Source organism: Pseudomonas sp. SP16.1 (genome assembly GCF_052682975.1).
Window position 1 is genome coordinate 588,621 of sequence record NZ_JBQYFZ010000001.1, and the last position, 15,325, is coordinate 603,945.

General features: G+C 69.1%; 19 protein-coding genes. 11 read left to right on the forward strand and 8 right to left on the reverse strand.

Going from position 1 to position 15,325, the window contains the following annotated elements; all coding sequences use genetic code 11:
• The first annotated feature begins 11 nt into the window (after positions 1 to 11).
• The 8 genes from ACUTAF_RS03025 (at position 12) to ACUTAF_RS03060 (ending at position 5,483) form a co-directional block, all read left to right on the forward strand.
• Positions 12 to 788: a class II aldolase/adducin family protein gene (locus ACUTAF_RS03025; RefSeq protein WP_445582391.1), complete on the forward strand. Its 777-nt coding sequence runs from the start codon at positions 12 to 14 to the stop codon at positions 786 to 788.
• Positions 785 to 1,696, forward strand: a complete 912-nt coding sequence (locus ACUTAF_RS03030; protein WP_445578580.1) for an alpha/beta fold hydrolase — start codon at positions 785 to 787, stop codon at positions 1,694 to 1,696. The genes ACUTAF_RS03025 and ACUTAF_RS03030 overlap by 4 nt, the downstream gene beginning before the upstream one ends.
• Positions 1,675 to 2,205 carry a DUF1569 domain-containing protein gene (locus ACUTAF_RS03035; RefSeq protein WP_445578581.1) on the forward strand — a complete coding sequence of 177 codons (531 nt, stop codon included), beginning with the start codon at positions 1,675 to 1,677 and terminating at the stop codon, positions 2,203 to 2,205. Before ACUTAF_RS03030 ends, ACUTAF_RS03035 begins: the two co-directional genes overlap by 22 nt.
• Positions 2,206 to 2,304: 99 nt before the next feature.
• Complete coding sequence (locus ACUTAF_RS03040) at positions 2,305 to 2,619, forward strand: hypothetical protein (protein WP_445578582.1); 315 nt, start codon at positions 2,305 to 2,307, stop codon at positions 2,617 to 2,619.
• Between the two features lie 109 nt (positions 2,620 to 2,728).
• Positions 2,729 to 3,640, forward strand: coding sequence for an SDR family oxidoreductase (locus ACUTAF_RS03045; RefSeq protein ID WP_445578583.1), 912 nt, complete (start codon positions 2,729 to 2,731; stop codon positions 3,638 to 3,640).
• 124 nt (positions 3,641 to 3,764) lie between these two features.
• On the forward strand, positions 3,765 to 4,370 hold the full coding sequence (locus ACUTAF_RS03050; RefSeq protein WP_445578584.1) for a DUF2846 domain-containing protein: 606 nt from the start codon (positions 3,765 to 3,767) through the stop codon (positions 4,368 to 4,370).
• Positions 4,371 to 4,498: 128 nt separating this feature from the next.
• Entirely contained in the window at positions 4,499 to 5,083 is a 585-nt protein-coding gene (locus ACUTAF_RS03055) for a DJ-1/PfpI family protein (RefSeq protein ID WP_445582392.1), read from the forward strand.
• 97 nt (positions 5,084 to 5,180) lie between these two features.
• Positions 5,181 to 5,483, forward strand: coding sequence for a ribbon-helix-helix domain-containing protein (locus ACUTAF_RS03060; RefSeq protein WP_445578585.1), 303 nt, complete (start codon positions 5,181 to 5,183; stop codon positions 5,481 to 5,483).
• A gap of 199 nt (positions 5,484 to 5,682) precedes the next feature.
• Here the strand turns inward: ACUTAF_RS03060 and ACUTAF_RS03065 are convergent, their stop codons facing one another.
• The 8 genes from ACUTAF_RS03065 to ACUTAF_RS03100 all read right to left on the reverse strand — a co-directional run bounded on the left by ACUTAF_RS03065 (position 5,683) and on the right by ACUTAF_RS03100 (position 12,623).
• On the reverse strand, positions 5,683 to 7,155 hold the full coding sequence (locus ACUTAF_RS03065) for an ATP-binding protein (protein WP_445578586.1): 1,473 nt from the start codon (positions 7,153 to 7,155) through the stop codon (positions 5,683 to 5,685).
• Positions 7,152 to 7,808 carry a response regulator gene (locus tag ACUTAF_RS03070; RefSeq protein WP_445578587.1) on the reverse strand — a complete coding sequence of 219 codons (657 nt, stop codon included), beginning with the start codon at positions 7,806 to 7,808 and terminating at the stop codon, positions 7,152 to 7,154. The genes ACUTAF_RS03065 and ACUTAF_RS03070 overlap by 4 nt, the downstream gene beginning before the upstream one ends.
• A gap of 27 nt (positions 7,809 to 7,835) precedes the next feature.
• On the reverse strand, positions 7,836 to 8,486 hold the full coding sequence (locus ACUTAF_RS03075) for a tetratricopeptide repeat protein (RefSeq protein WP_445578588.1): 651 nt from the start codon (positions 8,484 to 8,486) through the stop codon (positions 7,836 to 7,838).
• Positions 8,487 to 8,497: 11 nt separating this feature from the next.
• Complete coding sequence (locus ACUTAF_RS03080) at positions 8,498 to 9,289, reverse strand: SDR family oxidoreductase (RefSeq protein WP_445578589.1); 792 nt, start codon at positions 9,287 to 9,289, stop codon at positions 8,498 to 8,500.
• 5 nt (positions 9,290 to 9,294) lie between these two features.
• Entirely contained in the window at positions 9,295 to 9,954 is a 660-nt protein-coding gene (locus ACUTAF_RS03085; RefSeq protein WP_445578590.1) for a TenA family transcriptional regulator, read from the reverse strand.
• Entirely contained in the window at positions 9,951 to 11,399 is a 1,449-nt protein-coding gene (locus ACUTAF_RS03090; RefSeq protein ID WP_445578591.1) for an AMP-binding protein, read from the reverse strand. Before ACUTAF_RS03090 ends, ACUTAF_RS03085 begins: the two co-directional genes overlap by 4 nt.
• Positions 11,383 to 12,072, reverse strand: coding sequence for a thermostable hemolysin (locus tag ACUTAF_RS03095; RefSeq protein ID WP_445578592.1), 690 nt, complete (start codon positions 12,070 to 12,072; stop codon positions 11,383 to 11,385). Before ACUTAF_RS03095 ends, ACUTAF_RS03090 begins: the two co-directional genes overlap by 17 nt.
• Positions 12,073 to 12,224: 152 nt before the next feature.
• Entirely contained in the window at positions 12,225 to 12,623 is a 399-nt protein-coding gene (locus ACUTAF_RS03100) for a nuclear transport factor 2 family protein (RefSeq protein WP_445578593.1), read from the reverse strand.
• Positions 12,624 to 12,735: 112 nt separating this feature from the next.
• On the opposite strand from ACUTAF_RS03100, the gene ACUTAF_RS03105 reads away from it, so the two are divergent.
• Genes ACUTAF_RS03105 through zapE form a run of 3 tightly spaced genes read left to right on the forward strand, consistent with a single transcriptional unit; the run spans position 12,736 to position 15,325 of the window.
• A complete protein-coding gene (locus tag ACUTAF_RS03105; RefSeq protein ID WP_445578594.1) occupies positions 12,736 to 13,326 on the forward strand; it encodes a GNAT family N-acetyltransferase in 591 nt (196 codons plus the stop codon).
• Positions 13,323 to 14,207, forward strand: coding sequence for a carbon-nitrogen hydrolase family protein (locus tag ACUTAF_RS03110; protein ID WP_445578595.1), 885 nt, complete (start codon positions 13,323 to 13,325; stop codon positions 14,205 to 14,207). Before ACUTAF_RS03105 ends, ACUTAF_RS03110 begins: the two co-directional genes overlap by 4 nt.
• Positions 14,204 to 15,325, forward strand: coding sequence for a cell division protein ZapE (gene zapE / locus ACUTAF_RS03115; protein WP_445578596.1), 1,122 nt, complete (start codon positions 14,204 to 14,206; stop codon positions 15,323 to 15,325). The genes ACUTAF_RS03110 and zapE overlap by 4 nt, the downstream gene beginning before the upstream one ends.

Genomic DNA, 15,325 nt, shown 5'->3' on the forward strand with positions numbered 1-15,325 from the left:
AGGTGACCGCCGTGAACGCTCCGCTGACCCTGCCCGAGGTGAAGAACCAGGTATCCGCCGCCGAATGGCGCACCCGCGTCGACCTGGCCGCCTGTTACCGGCTGATCGCCCTGTACGGCTGGGACGACCTGATCTTCACCCATATCTCGGCCAAGGTGCCGGGCACCGAGGATTTCCTGATCAACCCCTACGGCCTGATGTTCGACGAGATCAGCGCCTCCAGCCTGGTCAAGGTCGACCTGGCCGGCAACAAGCTGATGGACAGCCCGTTCGACATCAACCCGGCCGGCTACACCATCCACAGCGCCATCCACGAGGTGCGTCCCGACGTCGGTTGCGTGCTGCATGTCCATACCCCGGCCGGCATCGCCGTGTCGGCGCAGAAGAACGGCCTGCTGCCGCTGTCGCAGCAGTCGCTGTTCGTTCTCTCTAGCCTGGCCTACCACGGCTACGAGGGCGTGGCGCTCAACCACGACGAGAAGGCGCGGCTGCAGGCCGACCTGGGCGAGAAGAACTTCATGATCCTGCCCAACCACGGCCTGCTCACCGCCTTCGGCAGCATCGCCGACGCCTTTCTCGGCATGTTCACCCTGCAGCGCGCCTGCGAGGTGCAGATCATGGCGCAGAGCGGCGGCAGCGAGCTGGTCCACATCCCGCAGCAGATTCTCGACGGCTCCGCCGCGATGCTCGCCGGGGTGATGAAGAGCGCGCAGGGCATGGGCGGCGCCTTGCCCTGGCCGGCGCTGCTGCGCAAGCTCGAGCGCAGCAACCCGGGCTACGAGCGGTGACGGCGCCGTCCGCCATCGCCCTGGACGCCTGGCGCGATCAGGGCCGCAGTTTCAACGTCGCTGGCCATGCGATCCACTACTGGACGGCCGGCGATACGGCGGCCGAGCCGCTGCTGCTGATCCACGGCTTTCCCACCGCCAGCTGGGACTGGCAGCGCCTGTGGCAGCCGCTGACGGCACGCTACCGGGTGATCGCCTGCGACATGCTCGGCTTCGGCTACTCGGCCAAGCCGCGCGGCCATGCCTACAGTCTGATCGAACAGGCCGACGTGCAGCAGGCGCTGCTGGCCCACCTGGGCGAGACGCGAGCGCTGCACGTGCTGGCGCACGATTACGGCGACAGCGTGGCGCAGGAGCTGATCGCCCGACATCAGGAGGGGCGCATCCGCCTGGCCAGCTGCGTGTTCCTCAATGGTGGCCTGTTCCCCGAGACCCATCGTCCGCTGCCGGTGCAGAAGCTGCTGCTCGGTCCGCTCGGCCCGCTGGTCGGGCGCCTGTTCTCGCGACGTCGGCTGGCTGCCGGCTTCGCCCGCATCTTCGGCCCGCACAGCCAGCCGAGCGAAACGGAGCTGGACGATTTCTGGCGGCTGATCGCCCATGACCACGGCCCGGCGGTGATGCACCGCCTGATCCGCTACATCCCCGAACGTCGCCAGCAGCGCGAGCGCTGGGTCGCGGCGATGCAGGCCACGGACGTGCCGATGCGGGTGATCGATGGCGCGTTCGATCCGATCTCCGGCGCGCATATGGTGGCGCGCTACCGCGAGCTGATCGGCGCAGCCGACACCGTGCTGCTCGACGGCATCGGCCACTATCCGCAGTGCGAGGCGCCGCAACTGGTGCTGGAGCATTACCTGCACTTTCGTCAACGTCTGGAGAGACGCGCATGCAACGCCGGACCCTGTTGAAAGGCGCCGCGCTCGGCGGTGTCGCCGTGCTCGGCGCCGGCTTCTGGGCGCTTCCCGGGATGCCTGCGCCGGCTGCGCTCGACCTGCCGGCGGCGCAGCGGCTGCTGCAGCAGCTGAGCGGCCGGCCCCTGGTCAGCCTCGCGGGCTGGCGTCCGGCCGAGGTATTCAACCACTGCGCGCAGAGCATCGAGTATTCGCTGGACGGCTATCCCGAGCTGAAACCGGGCTGGTTTCGCTACAGCCTGGGGCCGGCGGCTTTCGCCCTGTTCAGCGCCCGCGGTGCGATGCGCCATCCACTCGCCGAGGCCATTCCCGGCGCCGCGCCGCTGCTCGCTCCGGCCGGCCAGGACGCCGCCCTGGCGCGCCTGCAGCAGGCCTTCGCCCGTTTCGCCGAGCACCGCGGCGCGCTGCAGCCGCATTTCGCCTATGGTGCCTTGAGCCACGCGGACTATGCCCGGGCGCACGTCATGCACCTGTACGACCACCTGCGCCTGATTCGTCCGGCCTGATCGGCGGGCGCCGGGGTGACCGTTGATCCGCCGGCTCGAACATCGGGCCGTGGCCGCGGGTCGGCTGAAGGGTATGCACTCGAATCTGAGGAGATACCCATGCCCAAGACGCTAACCGCCCTGCTGCTGTCCGGCCTGCTCGGCCTGTCCCTACCCGTGCTGGCGGAAACCGATCCGACCGGCCCGACTGTCCCGGAGCCGACGCCGGAGGAGCCGTCCGACATATCGCCCACCGATCCCACCGACGACGGCGGCTATACCCCTGGCACGCCCAGCGACGATGGCCTGGACACCGACCGCGATGTCGGCGAGCCGATGCCGGAAAACGACACCCGCGGCATCGCTCCCGACGGCACGCCACCCGGCGGCACCGTTCCCGGCACCGGCAATGGCGGCGCGAGCGGCAGCCAGTAGGCGCGCATAAGGTCACATTATCGGCCGTCATTCAGGCAGGCCGCGCGTCCTGTACAGCGCGCGGTCCCTGCCCGACACTCGCCGAATCAGCGACAGTCGAGGAGCCTCCATGAGCGACGCCATCCGTTTCGAAGATCAAGTGGTGATAGTCACCGGCGCCGGCGGCGGCCTCGGCCGCGCCCATGCGCTGCTGTTCGCCCGGCACGGCGCGAAGGTGGTGGTCAACGACCTCGGCGGCAGCACTCATGGCGAGGGCGCCAATGCCTCGGCGGCGGACAGGGTGGTGGAGGAGATCAGGGCCTTCGGCGGCAGCGCCGTGGCCAACCACGACTCGGTGACCGACGGCGACAGGATCGTGCAGACCGCGCTGGACCACTTCGGCCGCATCGACGTGCTGGTCAACAACGCCGGCATCCTGCGCGACAAGAGCTTCCACAAGATGGAAGACGCCGACTGGGAGCTGGTCTACAAGGTTCACGTCGAAGGCGCCTACAAGACCACCCACGCCGCCTGGCCGCACCTGCGCGAGCAGAACTACGGGCGTGTGATCTTCACCTCGTCCACCTCCGGCATCTACGGCAACTTCGGCCAGAGCAACTACGGCATGGCCAAGCTCGGCCTCTACGGGCTGACCCGTACCCTGGCCATCGAAGGGCGCAAGAACAACATCCTGGTCAACGCCATCGCCCCGACCGGCGCCACGCGCATGACCGAGGGGCTGATCCCGCCGCAGGTATTCGAGCAATTGAAACCCGAGCTGGTCAGCCCGCTGGTGGTCTACCTCGGCAGTTCCGCCTGCCAGGACAGCGCCGGCCTGTTCGAGGTCGGCGGCGGCTGGGTCGGCAAGGTGCGCTGGGAGCGCAGCCTGGGTGCCGGCTTCGACCCCAAGGCCGGCTTCGGCCCGGACGATGTGGCCGCCCAGTGGCAGCGCATCTGCGACTTCGAGGGCGCCGCGCACCCGGCCGATAACGTCGAGGCGCTCAGGGAGATGATGGCGAATCTGCAGAAATACGCCCTCTGATCGGCCCGCCGTGCGACGCAAGGCCGGCAGCGATGCCGGCCTTGTTCGTTCCCGCACTTTCGTCGGGTGCTGCAGGCGCTATGGCCGGCTAAGCTCGGCTCATGTCCTTGTCAAGGAATGTCCGATGCGCCGTCTGCTGCTGCCCTTGCTCGTCGTCCTGCTCGCCGGCTGCTCGACCCCCGGGGCCTTCTTCGGCGACCTCGATGGCGAAGCCTTCGTCCCTCATGCGCTCGGCGACGAGAACCACGCGCTGGTCTACCTGTACCGGCCGCGCAACGACTGGGCCGACCAGGAGCTGGAGGCGCCGGGGCTGTTCCTCGACAACCAACTGATCGGCAGCCTGCCGAGCAACGGCTACCTGGTGCTGCAGTTCGAAGCAGCCAACTACCGGTTGGAAATGCGCCGGCCGCTGGTCGGCAGCTTCTGGACCCTGCTGGCCGACGGGCCGCTGGATTTCACCCTGATCGCCAGCTTCACCCTCGACGCCGCCGTGGGCGCCACCTACTACCTGCGCTATGACGAGGATGGGCCGCCGCCGCAGAGCGAGGCCCTGGACGGTGGCGACGGCCCGCTGCAGCTGGTATCGGTCGAGCTCGCCGAGCGCGAGCTGGGCACTACCCGCCTGGTGCAGCCTCTGACCCGTATCGCCGCCAGCCCCGGCGAGGCGGAGCGTCCGCAGCGCGGTTTCTGGCGTGCGGTCGGCCGGGCGCTGGACAAGATCGGGATCTGACGTAGGGGGCGAGCCGCCTCCGCGTCGATTGGTGCATATGGCAAACGTTACGCAGTAGTACCGGGCTGTTACCTGTCGGAAGAAGGAGGGGCGAATAATGGCCTCGTTCCATCCATCCTCAGGAGACGATCATGGCTGCCAAGAAGATTCTGATGCTGGTCGGCGACTACGCCGAAGATTACGAAACCATGGTGCCGTTCCAGGCGCTGCAGATGGTCGGTCACACCGTGCATGCGGTCTGCCCGGACAAGGTCGCCGGGCAGACCGTGCGCACCGCGATCCACGATTTCGAGGGCGACCAGACCTACAGCGAGAAGCCGGGGCACAACTTCGCCCTGAACGCGGATTTCGCCGGGGTGCGCGCCGAGGACTACGATGCGCTGCTGATTCCCGGCGGCCGCGCGCCGGAATACCTGCGCCTGAATGCCGAGGTGGTGGCCTTGGTCAAGGCCTTCGCCAAGGCCGACAAGCCCATCGCCGCGGTCTGCCACGGTGCCCAGCTGCTGGCCGCCTCCGGTGTGCTGGAAGGCCGCGAATGCAGCGCCTACCCGGCCTGCGCACCGGAAGTGGCGCTGGCCGGCGGCCGTTACGTGGAAATCCCGGTGGACCAGGCCCACGTGCAGGGCAACCTGGTCACCGCACCTGCCTGGCCCGCGCATCCGGCCTGGCTGGCGGGCTTTCTCAAGCTGCTCGGCACCGAGATCCGGTTGTAGGGCTCTGGCCGCACAAAGCCGTAGCCCGGATGCAATCCGCGCAGCATCATTGCCTGCGTTCCCCCGGATTACCTCCGGGCTACAGGAGATAAAGCCGATGTGCGAACTCTATGTAAAGGCCGACCCGATTCTCTACGAGTCGCGCTCGCGCTCGCTGCGCATCCACGGCGTGGTGACGACCTTGCGCCTGGAGAACCAGTTCTGGGACATCCTGCGCGAGATCGCCGAAGTGGACGGCATGACCACCAACCAACTGATCGCCAAACTCCACGACGAGGTCATGGACTTTCGCGGCGAGGTGGTCAACTTCGCCTCCTTCCTGCGCGTCAGCTGCACCCGCTACCTGGCGCAGAAGGCCGGGCGGCAGGTGCCGCTGCGGATGGTCGGCGGCGCCGGCTGAATCACTGGTACATCCAGAAGTTCGGGTGATCCTGCACGGCCGCTGCCGTGGGCTTGCGGCTCGGGCGGACGTGCTGGAAAAGGCGTTTGATCGAGGTCATGACGAGACTCCCCGGGTGATGTGGCTGACAGGAGGCATGATCCGGTTCTGGCCTCGATTGAGGAACTGGATTGTGGCTATGAAGCCTATTAGTCAAAAGCTATGAGGTCGGCCGCTTCGGCAGGCGCACGCTGACCTGCAGGCCGCCCAGCGGCGAGTCACCGAGGGCGATGCTGCCGCGGTGCAGCTCGACCACCCGGAGCACGATGGACAGCCCGAGCCCCGCGCCCTGGCCTTCGCCGCCGCGGAAGAAGCGCTCGAACAACCGCTCGCGTAGCGCCCCCGGCACGCCGGGGCCGCTGTCCTGCACGCGCAGGATCAGCGCTTGCGGCTCCTCGAGCAGCTGCACCTGGATGCAGCCACCTGCCGGCGTGTACTGCACCGCATTGCTCACCAGGTTCTGCACCACCAGACCCAGGCTCGGCGCATCGGCGTCCAATCGGTAGTCGGCCGCTTCGTCGGCCTCGAGCACCAGCTCCTGTTGGCGTTCGAGCGCCAGCGGGGTTAGCTCAGCCAGCTCGCCACGGAGGAACGCCAGCAGGTCGAGCCTGTCCATGTTCAACGGCATGGCGTTGGGGTCCAGCCGGGCCAGGGTGAGCAACTGCGCCACCACCCGGGTGGCGCGGTCGACGCCGCCGGCGAGTTGCCCCAGGGCCTCGTCGCGATCGGCGGCATCCGGCGCCTCCAGGGCGTTCTGCGCATGGATGCGCAGCACCGCCAGCGGGGTACGCAGTTCGTGGGCGGCGTCGGCGATGAAGCGCTTTTCCTGTTCCAGCAGCTGATTGACCTGCAGCAGCAGACGATTGATGGCCGCGGCCATCGGTTCCAGCTCGCTCGGCAGCGAGGGAAACATCAGCGGCGCCAGGTTGTCCGGGGCGCGGCCGCGGATGGCGGCGGCCATGCGCCGCAGCGGGCGCAGCCCCCAGCCGACCGTCAGCCAGAGCAGCAGACCGACCAGCGGCAGGCCGATCAGCGACGGCTGCAAGCTGCGCCGGGCGATCTTGCCGATCAGCTCGCCGCGCACGTCTTCGCGCTCGCCGGCCAGTACCCAGTGGTAGTCGCGGCTGTCGTGCAGCACGAAGACCCGCCAGCGGTGCTGGCCGATGCGCAGGCTGTGGTAGCCGATCAGGTCGCCTGACAGCTGTGTCAGGCGCTGGCGCATCGGCAATTCGCCGTCTGGCAGCCTCAGGCCGAGCTGCTCGATCAGGCTGGTCAGCAGGCCCGGCGGCGTGCTGGCGGACTGCAGCAGCAGCTCGCCGTCGTCGTCGAGCATCTGAAACGCCAGCTTGCCTTCGTATTCATGGCCGAGCGTGCCTGGGCCGCGTTGCCGCAGCAAGGCCTGGTCGAGCACCGCCTGCAGCTGGTCGCGCTCGCTCTCGCCCAGCTGATGGCGCACCAGGCCCATGACCAGGCGAGCGCTCTGCGCCAGCTGGGCGTCGAACAGCTCGCGTACTTCATGCACCGAATCGTTGTAGATCCTGTGGCTGATCAGGCCGAAGCTGCCGGTCAGCAGGCCCAGAAGCAGCACCAGCAGGCGCGCGCGGATGGAGCCGAGCAGGCGCGGCAGGCTCATTTGTCCACCAGATAGCCGACGCCGCGCACGGTACGGATCAACTCAGGGAAGAATTTCTTGCGCAGGTGGTGCACATGCACCTCCAGGGCATTGCTCTCGACTTCCTCGTCCCAGCCGTAGAGCGCCTGCTGCAGTTTGTCGCGGGTCAGCACGCGGCCCGGTTGCGCCAGCAGTTCGTGCAGCAGGAGGAATTCCTTGCGCGGCAGGTTGACGCTCTGGCCGAGGTACTCCACCGCCTGGCTGACCGGGTCGAGACGGATGCCGCGGTAGTCCAGGGTCGGCTGCGGACGATTGAAGCTGCGCCGCAGCAGGGCGCGCAGGCGTGCCTTGAGCTCGGCGACGTCGAACGGCTTGACCAGATAGTCGTCGGCGCCGGCGTCGAGCCCGGCGATACGGTCGCCGGTGGCGTCGCGCGCGGTCAGTACCAGCACCGGCACCGGGTTGCCGGCGGCACGCAGTTGCTCGAGCAGCGCCAGGCCGTCCAGGCGCGGCAGGCCGAGGTCGAGGATCACCAGCTCGAAGCTCTCGTGAGCCAGGGCGTGCAGGGCGCTGGCGCCGTCCTGCAGCCAGTCCACGGTATAGCCTTCGGGCTTGAGCGCGGTGCGGATGCCGGCGCCGAGGGCCTGGTCGTCTTCGACGAGAAGAATGCGCATGACGGTTCCTGGAGAAAGGCGTGCGGATTAGTCGAGTTTATCCTCGACCTGCTGCAATAGCGCCCTGGCTTCTGCGCGACGGCCCTTGTCGGCCAGTTCGCGGCCGGGGCGATCCGCCGCGGCCAGGGCCTTCTGCAGGGCGACGCGGGCCTCGTCGTAGCGCTTGTGCCGTTGCAGGAAGTCGCCATGGAAATAGTTGGGGTCGATACCGTCCGGGTTGATCGCCAGTGCCTGCTCGAGCAGCTTTTCCGCCTGCGCGTCGTCGCCGAAGCCGAGCGGCCAGCCGGGCACCTGATAGTAAAGACTGCCGAGGCTGGTATAGGCGGAGCCGGCCAGGGCCTGCGGGTCGATGGCCAGCGCCCGCTCCAGATCGCTCTTGGCCTGTTTGACCAGGCTCAGCGCGCCGAGGCCACCCTTGGCGCCGGCCTGGGTGCTGCGGATGATACCGCGCCAGATCAGCAGCTCGGCCGCCCCGGGTTCGCGCTCCAGCGCCGCGCTGGCCTGCTCGGCGAGCTGGGCGAAGGCCTGTTCCCGCTGTTTCTCCGGCGTCTGGTAGTTGATCTCGGCCCAGCGCGCCTGCAACTGCTGCAGCTGCGCCTGGCCGTTGTCGCTGAGGGCGAAGGCGGGCAGGGCGATCAGGCCGAGCGCGGCGATGATCAGAGTGCGGAAGTGGTTCACGGCGAATCTCCTCAGTGTTTGTGGCGGGCGAAGCGTTGAATGATCGGCAACTGCTTGCGCAGGGCCTGGTCGACCAGGCGCGGCAGCAGACCGTTGAGGCGCACGAACAGGCGCTCTGGCCAGCCCAGGTGGCGTTCCTCCTGGTCGCGGCGAATCGCCCCGAGCAGCTCGTCCGCCACCTGTTGCGGATCGTCCATGGCCACGCCCAGCGCGTCGTTCATCGCCACCACGCTGGGCGCGTTCATCGCCGTGCGGGTGGCGCGCGGGGCGAAATAAAGGACGCGTACCCGGGTGTCGGCCAGCTCGCGGCGCAGCGCCTCGGAGAAGCCGCGCAGGGCGAACTTGCTGGCGCAGTAGGCGGCGAAGCCGGGGTAGCCGATGGCGCCGAAGGTGGAACCGAGGTTGACCAGCAGGGCCTGTGGCTGCGCGCGCAGCAATGGCAGCAGGCGCTGGGTGAGTTGCAGCGTGGCGGTGACGTTCAGTTCGATCAGCTCGGCCAGTTGCTGCTCGTCCTGCTGCTCGAGCAGGCCGAAGCGGTTGACCCCGGCGGCGTTGATCAGGCAGTTCAGCCCGCCGAAGGCCTGCGCGGCGGCCACCAGCGCGTCGCGCCCGGCGCGGCTGGCGATATCCGCCTGCACCAGGCGCACCTGCTGCGGGTAGCGCCTGGCCAGCGGCTGCAGCGGCTCCAGGCGCCGGCCGACCAGCAGCAGTTGGGCGCCTGCCTCGGCCAGACGCTCGGCCAGGGCCAGGCCGATGCCGCCGCTGGCGCCGGTGAGCAGGACCCGGCAATCCTTCGGTTGCATGGCGCTCACTCCTCGCCGGCCAGTGGCAGGCTGCGGAACATGTCGCCATACAAGCGGTAGACCACCTTGGCGGTGTGCACCACCGCGGACTGGTCGTCGGCGTCCTCCAGGCGCTCCATCAGGCCTTTGAAGAACTCGACGTGGCCGATATCCAGGCTGCCGTGCGAGGTCAGGTAGCTGAAGGCCTGGTTCGGCAGGCGCAGCCTGTCCTGGATGATGCCGGCGGCTTCGGTTGCCAGGGCGATGCTGGTGCCCTCGAGCACCAGCACCATGCCGAAGAAGCTCGCCGGGTTGTGCCGGGCGATGCGGTCGTAGACGTAGGCCACCATCAGCTCGGTGGCCAGGCGCGGCGTGCCGCTGCGCACGGCCTGCGGATCGGCGCCGCAGGCGGCGATGTCGCTGAGCACCCATTCCTGATGGCCATACTCCTCCTCGATGTACTCGGCGATGGCGCCGCGCAGCCATTCCAGGCGCTCGGGCAGGCGCGCGCCGCAGGCCATCAGCAGCGGCACGGTGTGCTTGACGTGGTGATAGGCCTCGCTGAGGAAGGCAACATAGCTGGGCAGGGCGACCTGGCCGGCCATGGCCTGGGCGATGATCGGCGCGGCGAGCAGGTAGTCGCGCTCATGCCGGGTCTGCTCGAGCAGGGATTGGTAGAAACTCATGCTTGCACTCCTTCGGCCATCAGCTCGGTGATGGCGGCTTGGTAAAGGTCGAACAGGGCGGTGCGGCGCAGCCGGCCATTGGTCGTGGCCAGGCCGTTGGCTGCGCTGAAGGGCTCGTCGGCGCGCAGCCAGTGGTGCACGCGGGCATAGTCCGGCAGGCCGCGGTTGACCGCGTCCACGGCCGCCTGCAACTGCGCCTCGGCGGTATCGGCGAAGCGCGGCACCAGTACCGCGACGTTGCCCGGCAGCGCCTCGCCGTGCAGCCAGGCCTGGGCGATGGGCAACTGCTGCACCAGCTCGGCCTCGACCCACTCCGGGTTGACGTTGCGCCCGTAGGCGGTGATGAACTGGTGCTTCTTGCGTCCGTGCAGGACCAGGAAACCGTCCTCGCAATGACCGAGGTCGCCGGTGCCCAGCCAGTCGCCCGCGGGCGCCGGCTCGCCGAGGTAGCCGAGCATGCGCGCGCCCTTGACCAGCACCTCGCCGTCCTCCGCCAGCCTGACCTGCAGGTGGCCCAGCGGCTTGCCGGTGCTGCCGATACGGCGTTGCTCGGGGGTGTTGAGGCAGACCACCGAGGCGCACTCAGACAGGCCGTAGCCCTCGAACACCGGCAGCCCCAGCGCCTCGGCGCGTTGCAGCAGCTGCGCCGACACCCGCCCGCCACCGACCGCGACGAAGCGCAGCGAGGCGGGCAGCGGCATGCCGCGTTCGGCGGCGCCGACCAGCGCCAGCAGCAGCTGCGGCAGCAGGATCAGGCTGTGCGGCTGGGCGGCCTGCAGCGCCTGGAGCAAGCGCGGCAGGTCGAGGCCGCTGGCGCCGCTCAGGCCGATTCGCGCCATGGCCATCAGCTCCACTCGCGCCCCGGCCATAAGTGGCGCATAGACGCCGGCGATGTTCTCCAGCAGGGTGGCCAGCGGCAATACGCACAGGTGGCGCTGCACCTCGCGGCTGGCGCCGGCCTCGACCAGGCTGGCGGCCACCGCCAGTTGGCTGGCCAGATCCAGGCAGACGCCCTTGGGCTGGCCGGTGGTGCCGGAGGTGTAGGTGATCTTGCAGGTGCCGGGGTGGAGCGTCGCCGGCTGCGCCACGGCGCGGCGCTGGATGCCGTCCGCCACGCTGGCGAAGCCGGGCGCCGGCGCGCCGATCAGGCAGTCGATGCCGGCGCTGCCCAGCACATGGCGCTGCTGCTCGGCGGAGAAGAACGCCGGCAGCGGCACGCAGACCAGCCCGGCGTGCAGCGTCGCCAGGTCCCACAGCACCCAGTCGATGCCGTTGTCCAGCGCCAGGGCCACGCGGCGGGCGTCGAGCCGTTGCAGCCGCTCGCTGCGCGCCGCGACGGCGCCGAGCAGCTCGGCATAGGTCAGCGTGCGCTCGCCTTCGGCCAGCGCCGTTTGCGGGCCGAACTCGGCCAGGCGGGCGAACAAGGATTCAGCTGCAGACCGCATCGGGCATGCCCTCCAGCGCGTAGAGCGGTTGGTGGCCCAGGCGCGGGTAGGCGCCCAGCTGCAGCAGGCGCTGATGGCCGCCGAGAATGTCGCCGGCCATCAGCATGGGATGGCTGGCGTAGTAGCTGCCCCAGTCGGCCAGCTCCTCGCCCATGCGCGCCGGATCGGCCAGGCCCAGAATTACCGGGCTCAGGCCCAGACGCTGGAAGCTGTTGAGCAGCATCGGCGTACCGGTGAAGGTCACCCAGCGAAAGCCCAGGGCCACCAGCAGATCGGTCAGGGCGACGATCAGCAGGCGCGCCGCACCGGGGCTGTCGGCCGCCAGGTTGCCCACCTCCGCCAGTTCGCTGCGTATCGGCGAGACGCTGCCCAGACGGGCGGCGATGGCCGCCTCGATCGGCTGGTCCAGGTAACGCTCGACGAACAGCGGCCCGCTGCCGCCGCCGCGCACGCCCACCGCGCCAAGCAACTGGCCGGCCGGGTTCTCCAGGCCGAACAGGCAGGGCATGAAATGACGAATGCGCGCGCCATGCTGCAGTTCGAAGCGCTGGCGAATGAACTGCTCGAGCGCGCCACGGCGCGCGCTGCCGGGTGAGGCGAGATGAAGATCGAAGCGTTCGCCGCGGCCGATGCGGGCAACGGGGCGTTCGTGCTGCGTCCAGGCTAGTTCCATGCGCGGAACCTCGTTGATGAACCTGGGCGCGATTGTTGCGGGCGAGGCTTAAGGCCGTATTAAGCGTGGACGGGTTTTGGCGTGAGACTGAGCGAGCGCCGCCCGATCGCCAGGCTGGAGATCGGGCGGCGTCGGGGGCGGGCTGGCGAGCTTCAGCCCACCTGCGCCACCCAGTCGTTGAGGTTGTAGTAGTTGCTGATGCGCGCGACCTTGCCATCCTTGATCTCGAAGAAAGCGCCGGCCGGCAGCACGTAGGTCTGGCCGTTGGCTGGCGGCAGGCCCTCGTCGTCGGCGAGATATTCGCCATGCACCACGAATTCGGCGGCCGCGCGGCTGCCGTCGGCGTTCTGCATCAGCACGATGTCGGCCAGGCGCTCGCGGTAGCAGCGGTTCATCTTGTCCATGAAGGCGGCGAAGGCGGCCTTGCCGACCTGGCGCTCGCCCTGGTTGATGTCGTGCACCACGTCCTCGCTCAGCAGGTCGAGAAAGGCGGGCATGTCGCCGGCATTGAAGGCGGTGTAGTAGGCCTGCAGCAGTTCGGTGGCGGTCATGGGGACGCTCCTGTCGTAGTCCGTTTAGTCGTTTGCCGGCCCGCATGATAAGTTCGCCGCTTTCCGCCGGCATAGCCGCCGGCGTCACCCTCCTGCTGGCGAACGACTCCGTATGGACATTCAATTGCTCCGGGGGCCGCAGATTGCTCCCCATATCGATGACCTGGCGCGCCTGCGCATCGCCGTGTTCCGCGAGTTCCCCTACCTCTACGACGGCACCCTCGACTACGAGGCCGAGTACCTGGCCACCTATGTACGCAGCGAAGACAGCCTGTGCGTGCTGGTGCGCGACCAGGGCCGGGTGGTCGGCGCCTCCACCGCGCTGCCGCTGATGGACGAGACCGAGGAATTCCAGCAGCCCTTCATCGACGGCGGCTGGGAGCCGGCGCGGGTCTTCTACCTGGCCGAGTCGGTGGTGCTGCCGGCCTGGCGCGGGCGCGGCCTGGGCGTGCGCTTCTTCGCCGAGCGCGAGGCCCACGCGCGGCGCCTGGGGCGTTTCGACTGGTGCGCCTTCTGTGCCGTGCAGCGCCCGGTCGATCACCCGCGGCGGCCGGCCGACTACCAGCCGCTGGACGCCTTCTGGGCGCGGCGCGGCTATCGCCATCATCCCGAGCTGCACACCGAGTACCACTGGCGCGACCTGGACGAGAGCGAGGAATCGGCCAAGCCCATGTCGTTCTGGCTGAAGGAGCTTGGCCGATGATCAAGGTTGCCGCCTGCCAGTACCATATCGACCTGCTGGAGAGCTGGGACGCCTACGCCGCGCACCTGACCGCGCTGTGCGAGGAGGCCGCGGGGCAGGGCGCCGAGTTGCTGCTGCTGCCGGAATACGCCGGCCTGGTGCTCAGCGCCCAGTTGCCCGAAGCCGAGCGTGGCGATCTGCACGCCTCCATCGCCGGTATCCAGCCGCTCGTGCCGCGCTGGCTGGAGCTCTGCGAGGCCCTGGCGCGGCGTCTGAAAATCCATCTGCAACCCGGTTCGCTGCCGGTGCTGGACGCCGACGGCCACTACCGCAACCGCGCCTGGCTGTTCGGCCCGCACGGCTGCCTGGGCAGCCAGGACAAGCTGATCATGACCCGCTTCGAGCGCGAGCAATGGCATATCGCGGCCGGCAGCGGGCTCAAGGTGTTCGACACGGCGCTGGGCAAGCTGGGCATCCTGATCTGCTACGACAACGAATTCCCGCTGCTGGCGCGCAGCCTGGCCGAGGCCGGGGTGGACCTGATCCTCGCGCCCAGCTGCACCGATACCGAGGCCGGCTTTCACCGCGTGCGCATCGGCGCCCAGGCCCGCGCCCTGGAGAACCAGATCGCCGTGCTGCAGTCGCCCACCGTCGGCCTGGCACCCTGGTCGCCGGCGCTGGACGAGAACATCGGTCGCGCCGCGCTCTACGTGCCCTCCGATTACGGCATGCCGGCCAGCGGCGTGCTCGCCGAGAGCGCCGAGCTGTGCCCAGCGCGCAGCCACTGGCTGATCGCCGAGCTGGACCTGGACGCGGTGCGTCGGCTGCGTGAGCAGGGCCAGGTGTTCACCCGTCGTGACTGGCCGCGGCAATTCGACGACGGCCTGCTGGTGCTGCGTTGAGCGGTTTCGAGCGCGGCCCGGCAGACTCGCCGCTGGCCGCCTATCGCCGCGCCCTGGCCGCCGGCTTCGTCGCCGATGCCGCGCAGCAGCGCGCGGTAGAGGCGCTTCAGGCCTGCCACGCGGCGTTGCTGCGCGGCGAGCGGCCGCTCGGCGTCTATCTGTGGGGGCCGGTGGGGCGCGGCAAGACCTGGCTGATGGACAGCTTCTGCCACAGCCTGTCGCTGCCGGCGCGGCGTCAGCACTTCCACCACTTCATGCGCTGGGTGCACCGCCGCCAGTTCGAGCTGACCGGTAACCCCGACCCGCTACGTCTGCTCGCCGAGGAGCTGGGCCGCGAGCTGCGCGTGCTGTGTTTCGACGAACTGTTCGTCAGCGATATCGGCGATGCCATGCTGCTCGGCCGCCTGCTCAGCCTGGTGGTGGAGCAGGGCGTGGTGCTGGTGGCCACCAGCAACCAGCCGCCGCAGCAGCTGTATGCGGGCGGCTTCAATCGCGAGCGCTTCCTGCCGGCCATCGCGGCGCTGGAGAGTCATATGCAGGTGCTGGCGGTGGATGGCGAGCAGGATCACCGCCTGCACCCCGGCGCGCCGCTGCAGCGCTACTGGGTGGGCCGGCCGCAGGTGCTGGGCGAGCGTTTCGCCGAGTTGTCGCAGGGTCTGCCGATCTCCGACCAGCCCATCGAGCTGGGCCATCGCCGCCTGCAGGTGCAGGCCCATAGCCCGGCGGCGCTGCTGTGCCGTTTCAGCGATCTGTGCCAGCAGCCGCTTGCGGCGACCGATTTCATCGCGCTGTGCGACCGCTTCCCGGCCATCCTGCTCGGCGGCGTGCCGCGCCTGGGCGGCGAGCAGCGCGAAGGGCGCATCGCCCGTGGCACCGAGGACGGCGTGGAACGTGTCGCCGCCGGCGATAGGCAACTGCCGGCGCTGTCGCGCCACGACGACGCGGTGCGGCGTTTCATCGCCCTGGTCGACGAGTGCTACGACCGCGGCGTGCCGCTGTATATCGAGGCCGAGGTGGCGCTGGACGAGCTCTATACCCAGGGTTACCTGGAATTTCCCTTCCGCCGCACCCTGAGCCGCCTGCGCGAGATGCAGCTGGCGCGCTTCGGCCGCCGCTGA

Coding starts and splice junctions, on each gene's coding strand:
- ACUTAF_RS03035 (WP_445578581.1), top strand. CDS start 1,675: ATGCAACGCCGGACCCTGTTGAAAGGCGCCGCGCTCGGCGGTGTCGCC.
- ACUTAF_RS03040 (WP_445578582.1), top strand. CDS start 2,305: ATGCCCAAGACGCTAACCGCCCTGCTGCTGTCCGGCCTGCTCGGCCTG.
- ACUTAF_RS03045 (WP_445578583.1), top strand. CDS start 2,729: ATGAGCGACGCCATCCGTTTCGAAGATCAAGTGGTGATAGTCACCGGC.
- ACUTAF_RS03050 (WP_445578584.1), top strand. CDS start 3,765: ATGCGCCGTCTGCTGCTGCCCTTGCTCGTCGTCCTGCTCGCCGGCTGC.
- ACUTAF_RS03060 (WP_445578585.1), top strand. CDS start 5,181: ATGTGCGAACTCTATGTAAAGGCCGACCCGATTCTCTACGAGTCGCGC.
- ACUTAF_RS03065 (WP_445578586.1), bottom strand. CDS start 7,155: ATGAGCCTGCCGCGCCTGCTCGGCTCCATCCGCGCGCGCCTGCTGGTG.
- ACUTAF_RS03070 (WP_445578587.1), bottom strand. CDS start 7,808: ATGCGCATTCTTCTCGTCGAAGACGACCAGGCCCTCGGCGCCGGCATC.
- ACUTAF_RS03080 (WP_445578589.1), bottom strand. CDS start 9,289: ATGCAACCGAAGGATTGCCGGGTCCTGCTCACCGGCGCCAGCGGCGGC.
- ACUTAF_RS03085 (WP_445578590.1), bottom strand. CDS start 9,954: ATGAGTTTCTACCAATCCCTGCTCGAGCAGACCCGGCATGAGCGCGAC.
- ACUTAF_RS03090 (WP_445578591.1), bottom strand. CDS start 11,399: ATGCGGTCTGCAGCTGAATCCTTGTTCGCCCGCCTGGCCGAGTTCGGC.
- ACUTAF_RS03095 (WP_445578592.1), bottom strand. CDS start 12,072: ATGGAACTAGCCTGGACGCAGCACGAACGCCCCGTTGCCCGCATCGGC.
- ACUTAF_RS03100 (WP_445578593.1), bottom strand. CDS start 12,623: ATGACCGCCACCGAACTGCTGCAGGCCTACTACACCGCCTTCAATGCC.
- ACUTAF_RS03105 (WP_445578594.1), top strand. CDS start 12,736: ATGGACATTCAATTGCTCCGGGGGCCGCAGATTGCTCCCCATATCGAT.
- ACUTAF_RS03110 (WP_445578595.1), top strand. CDS start 13,323: ATGATCAAGGTTGCCGCCTGCCAGTACCATATCGACCTGCTGGAGAGC.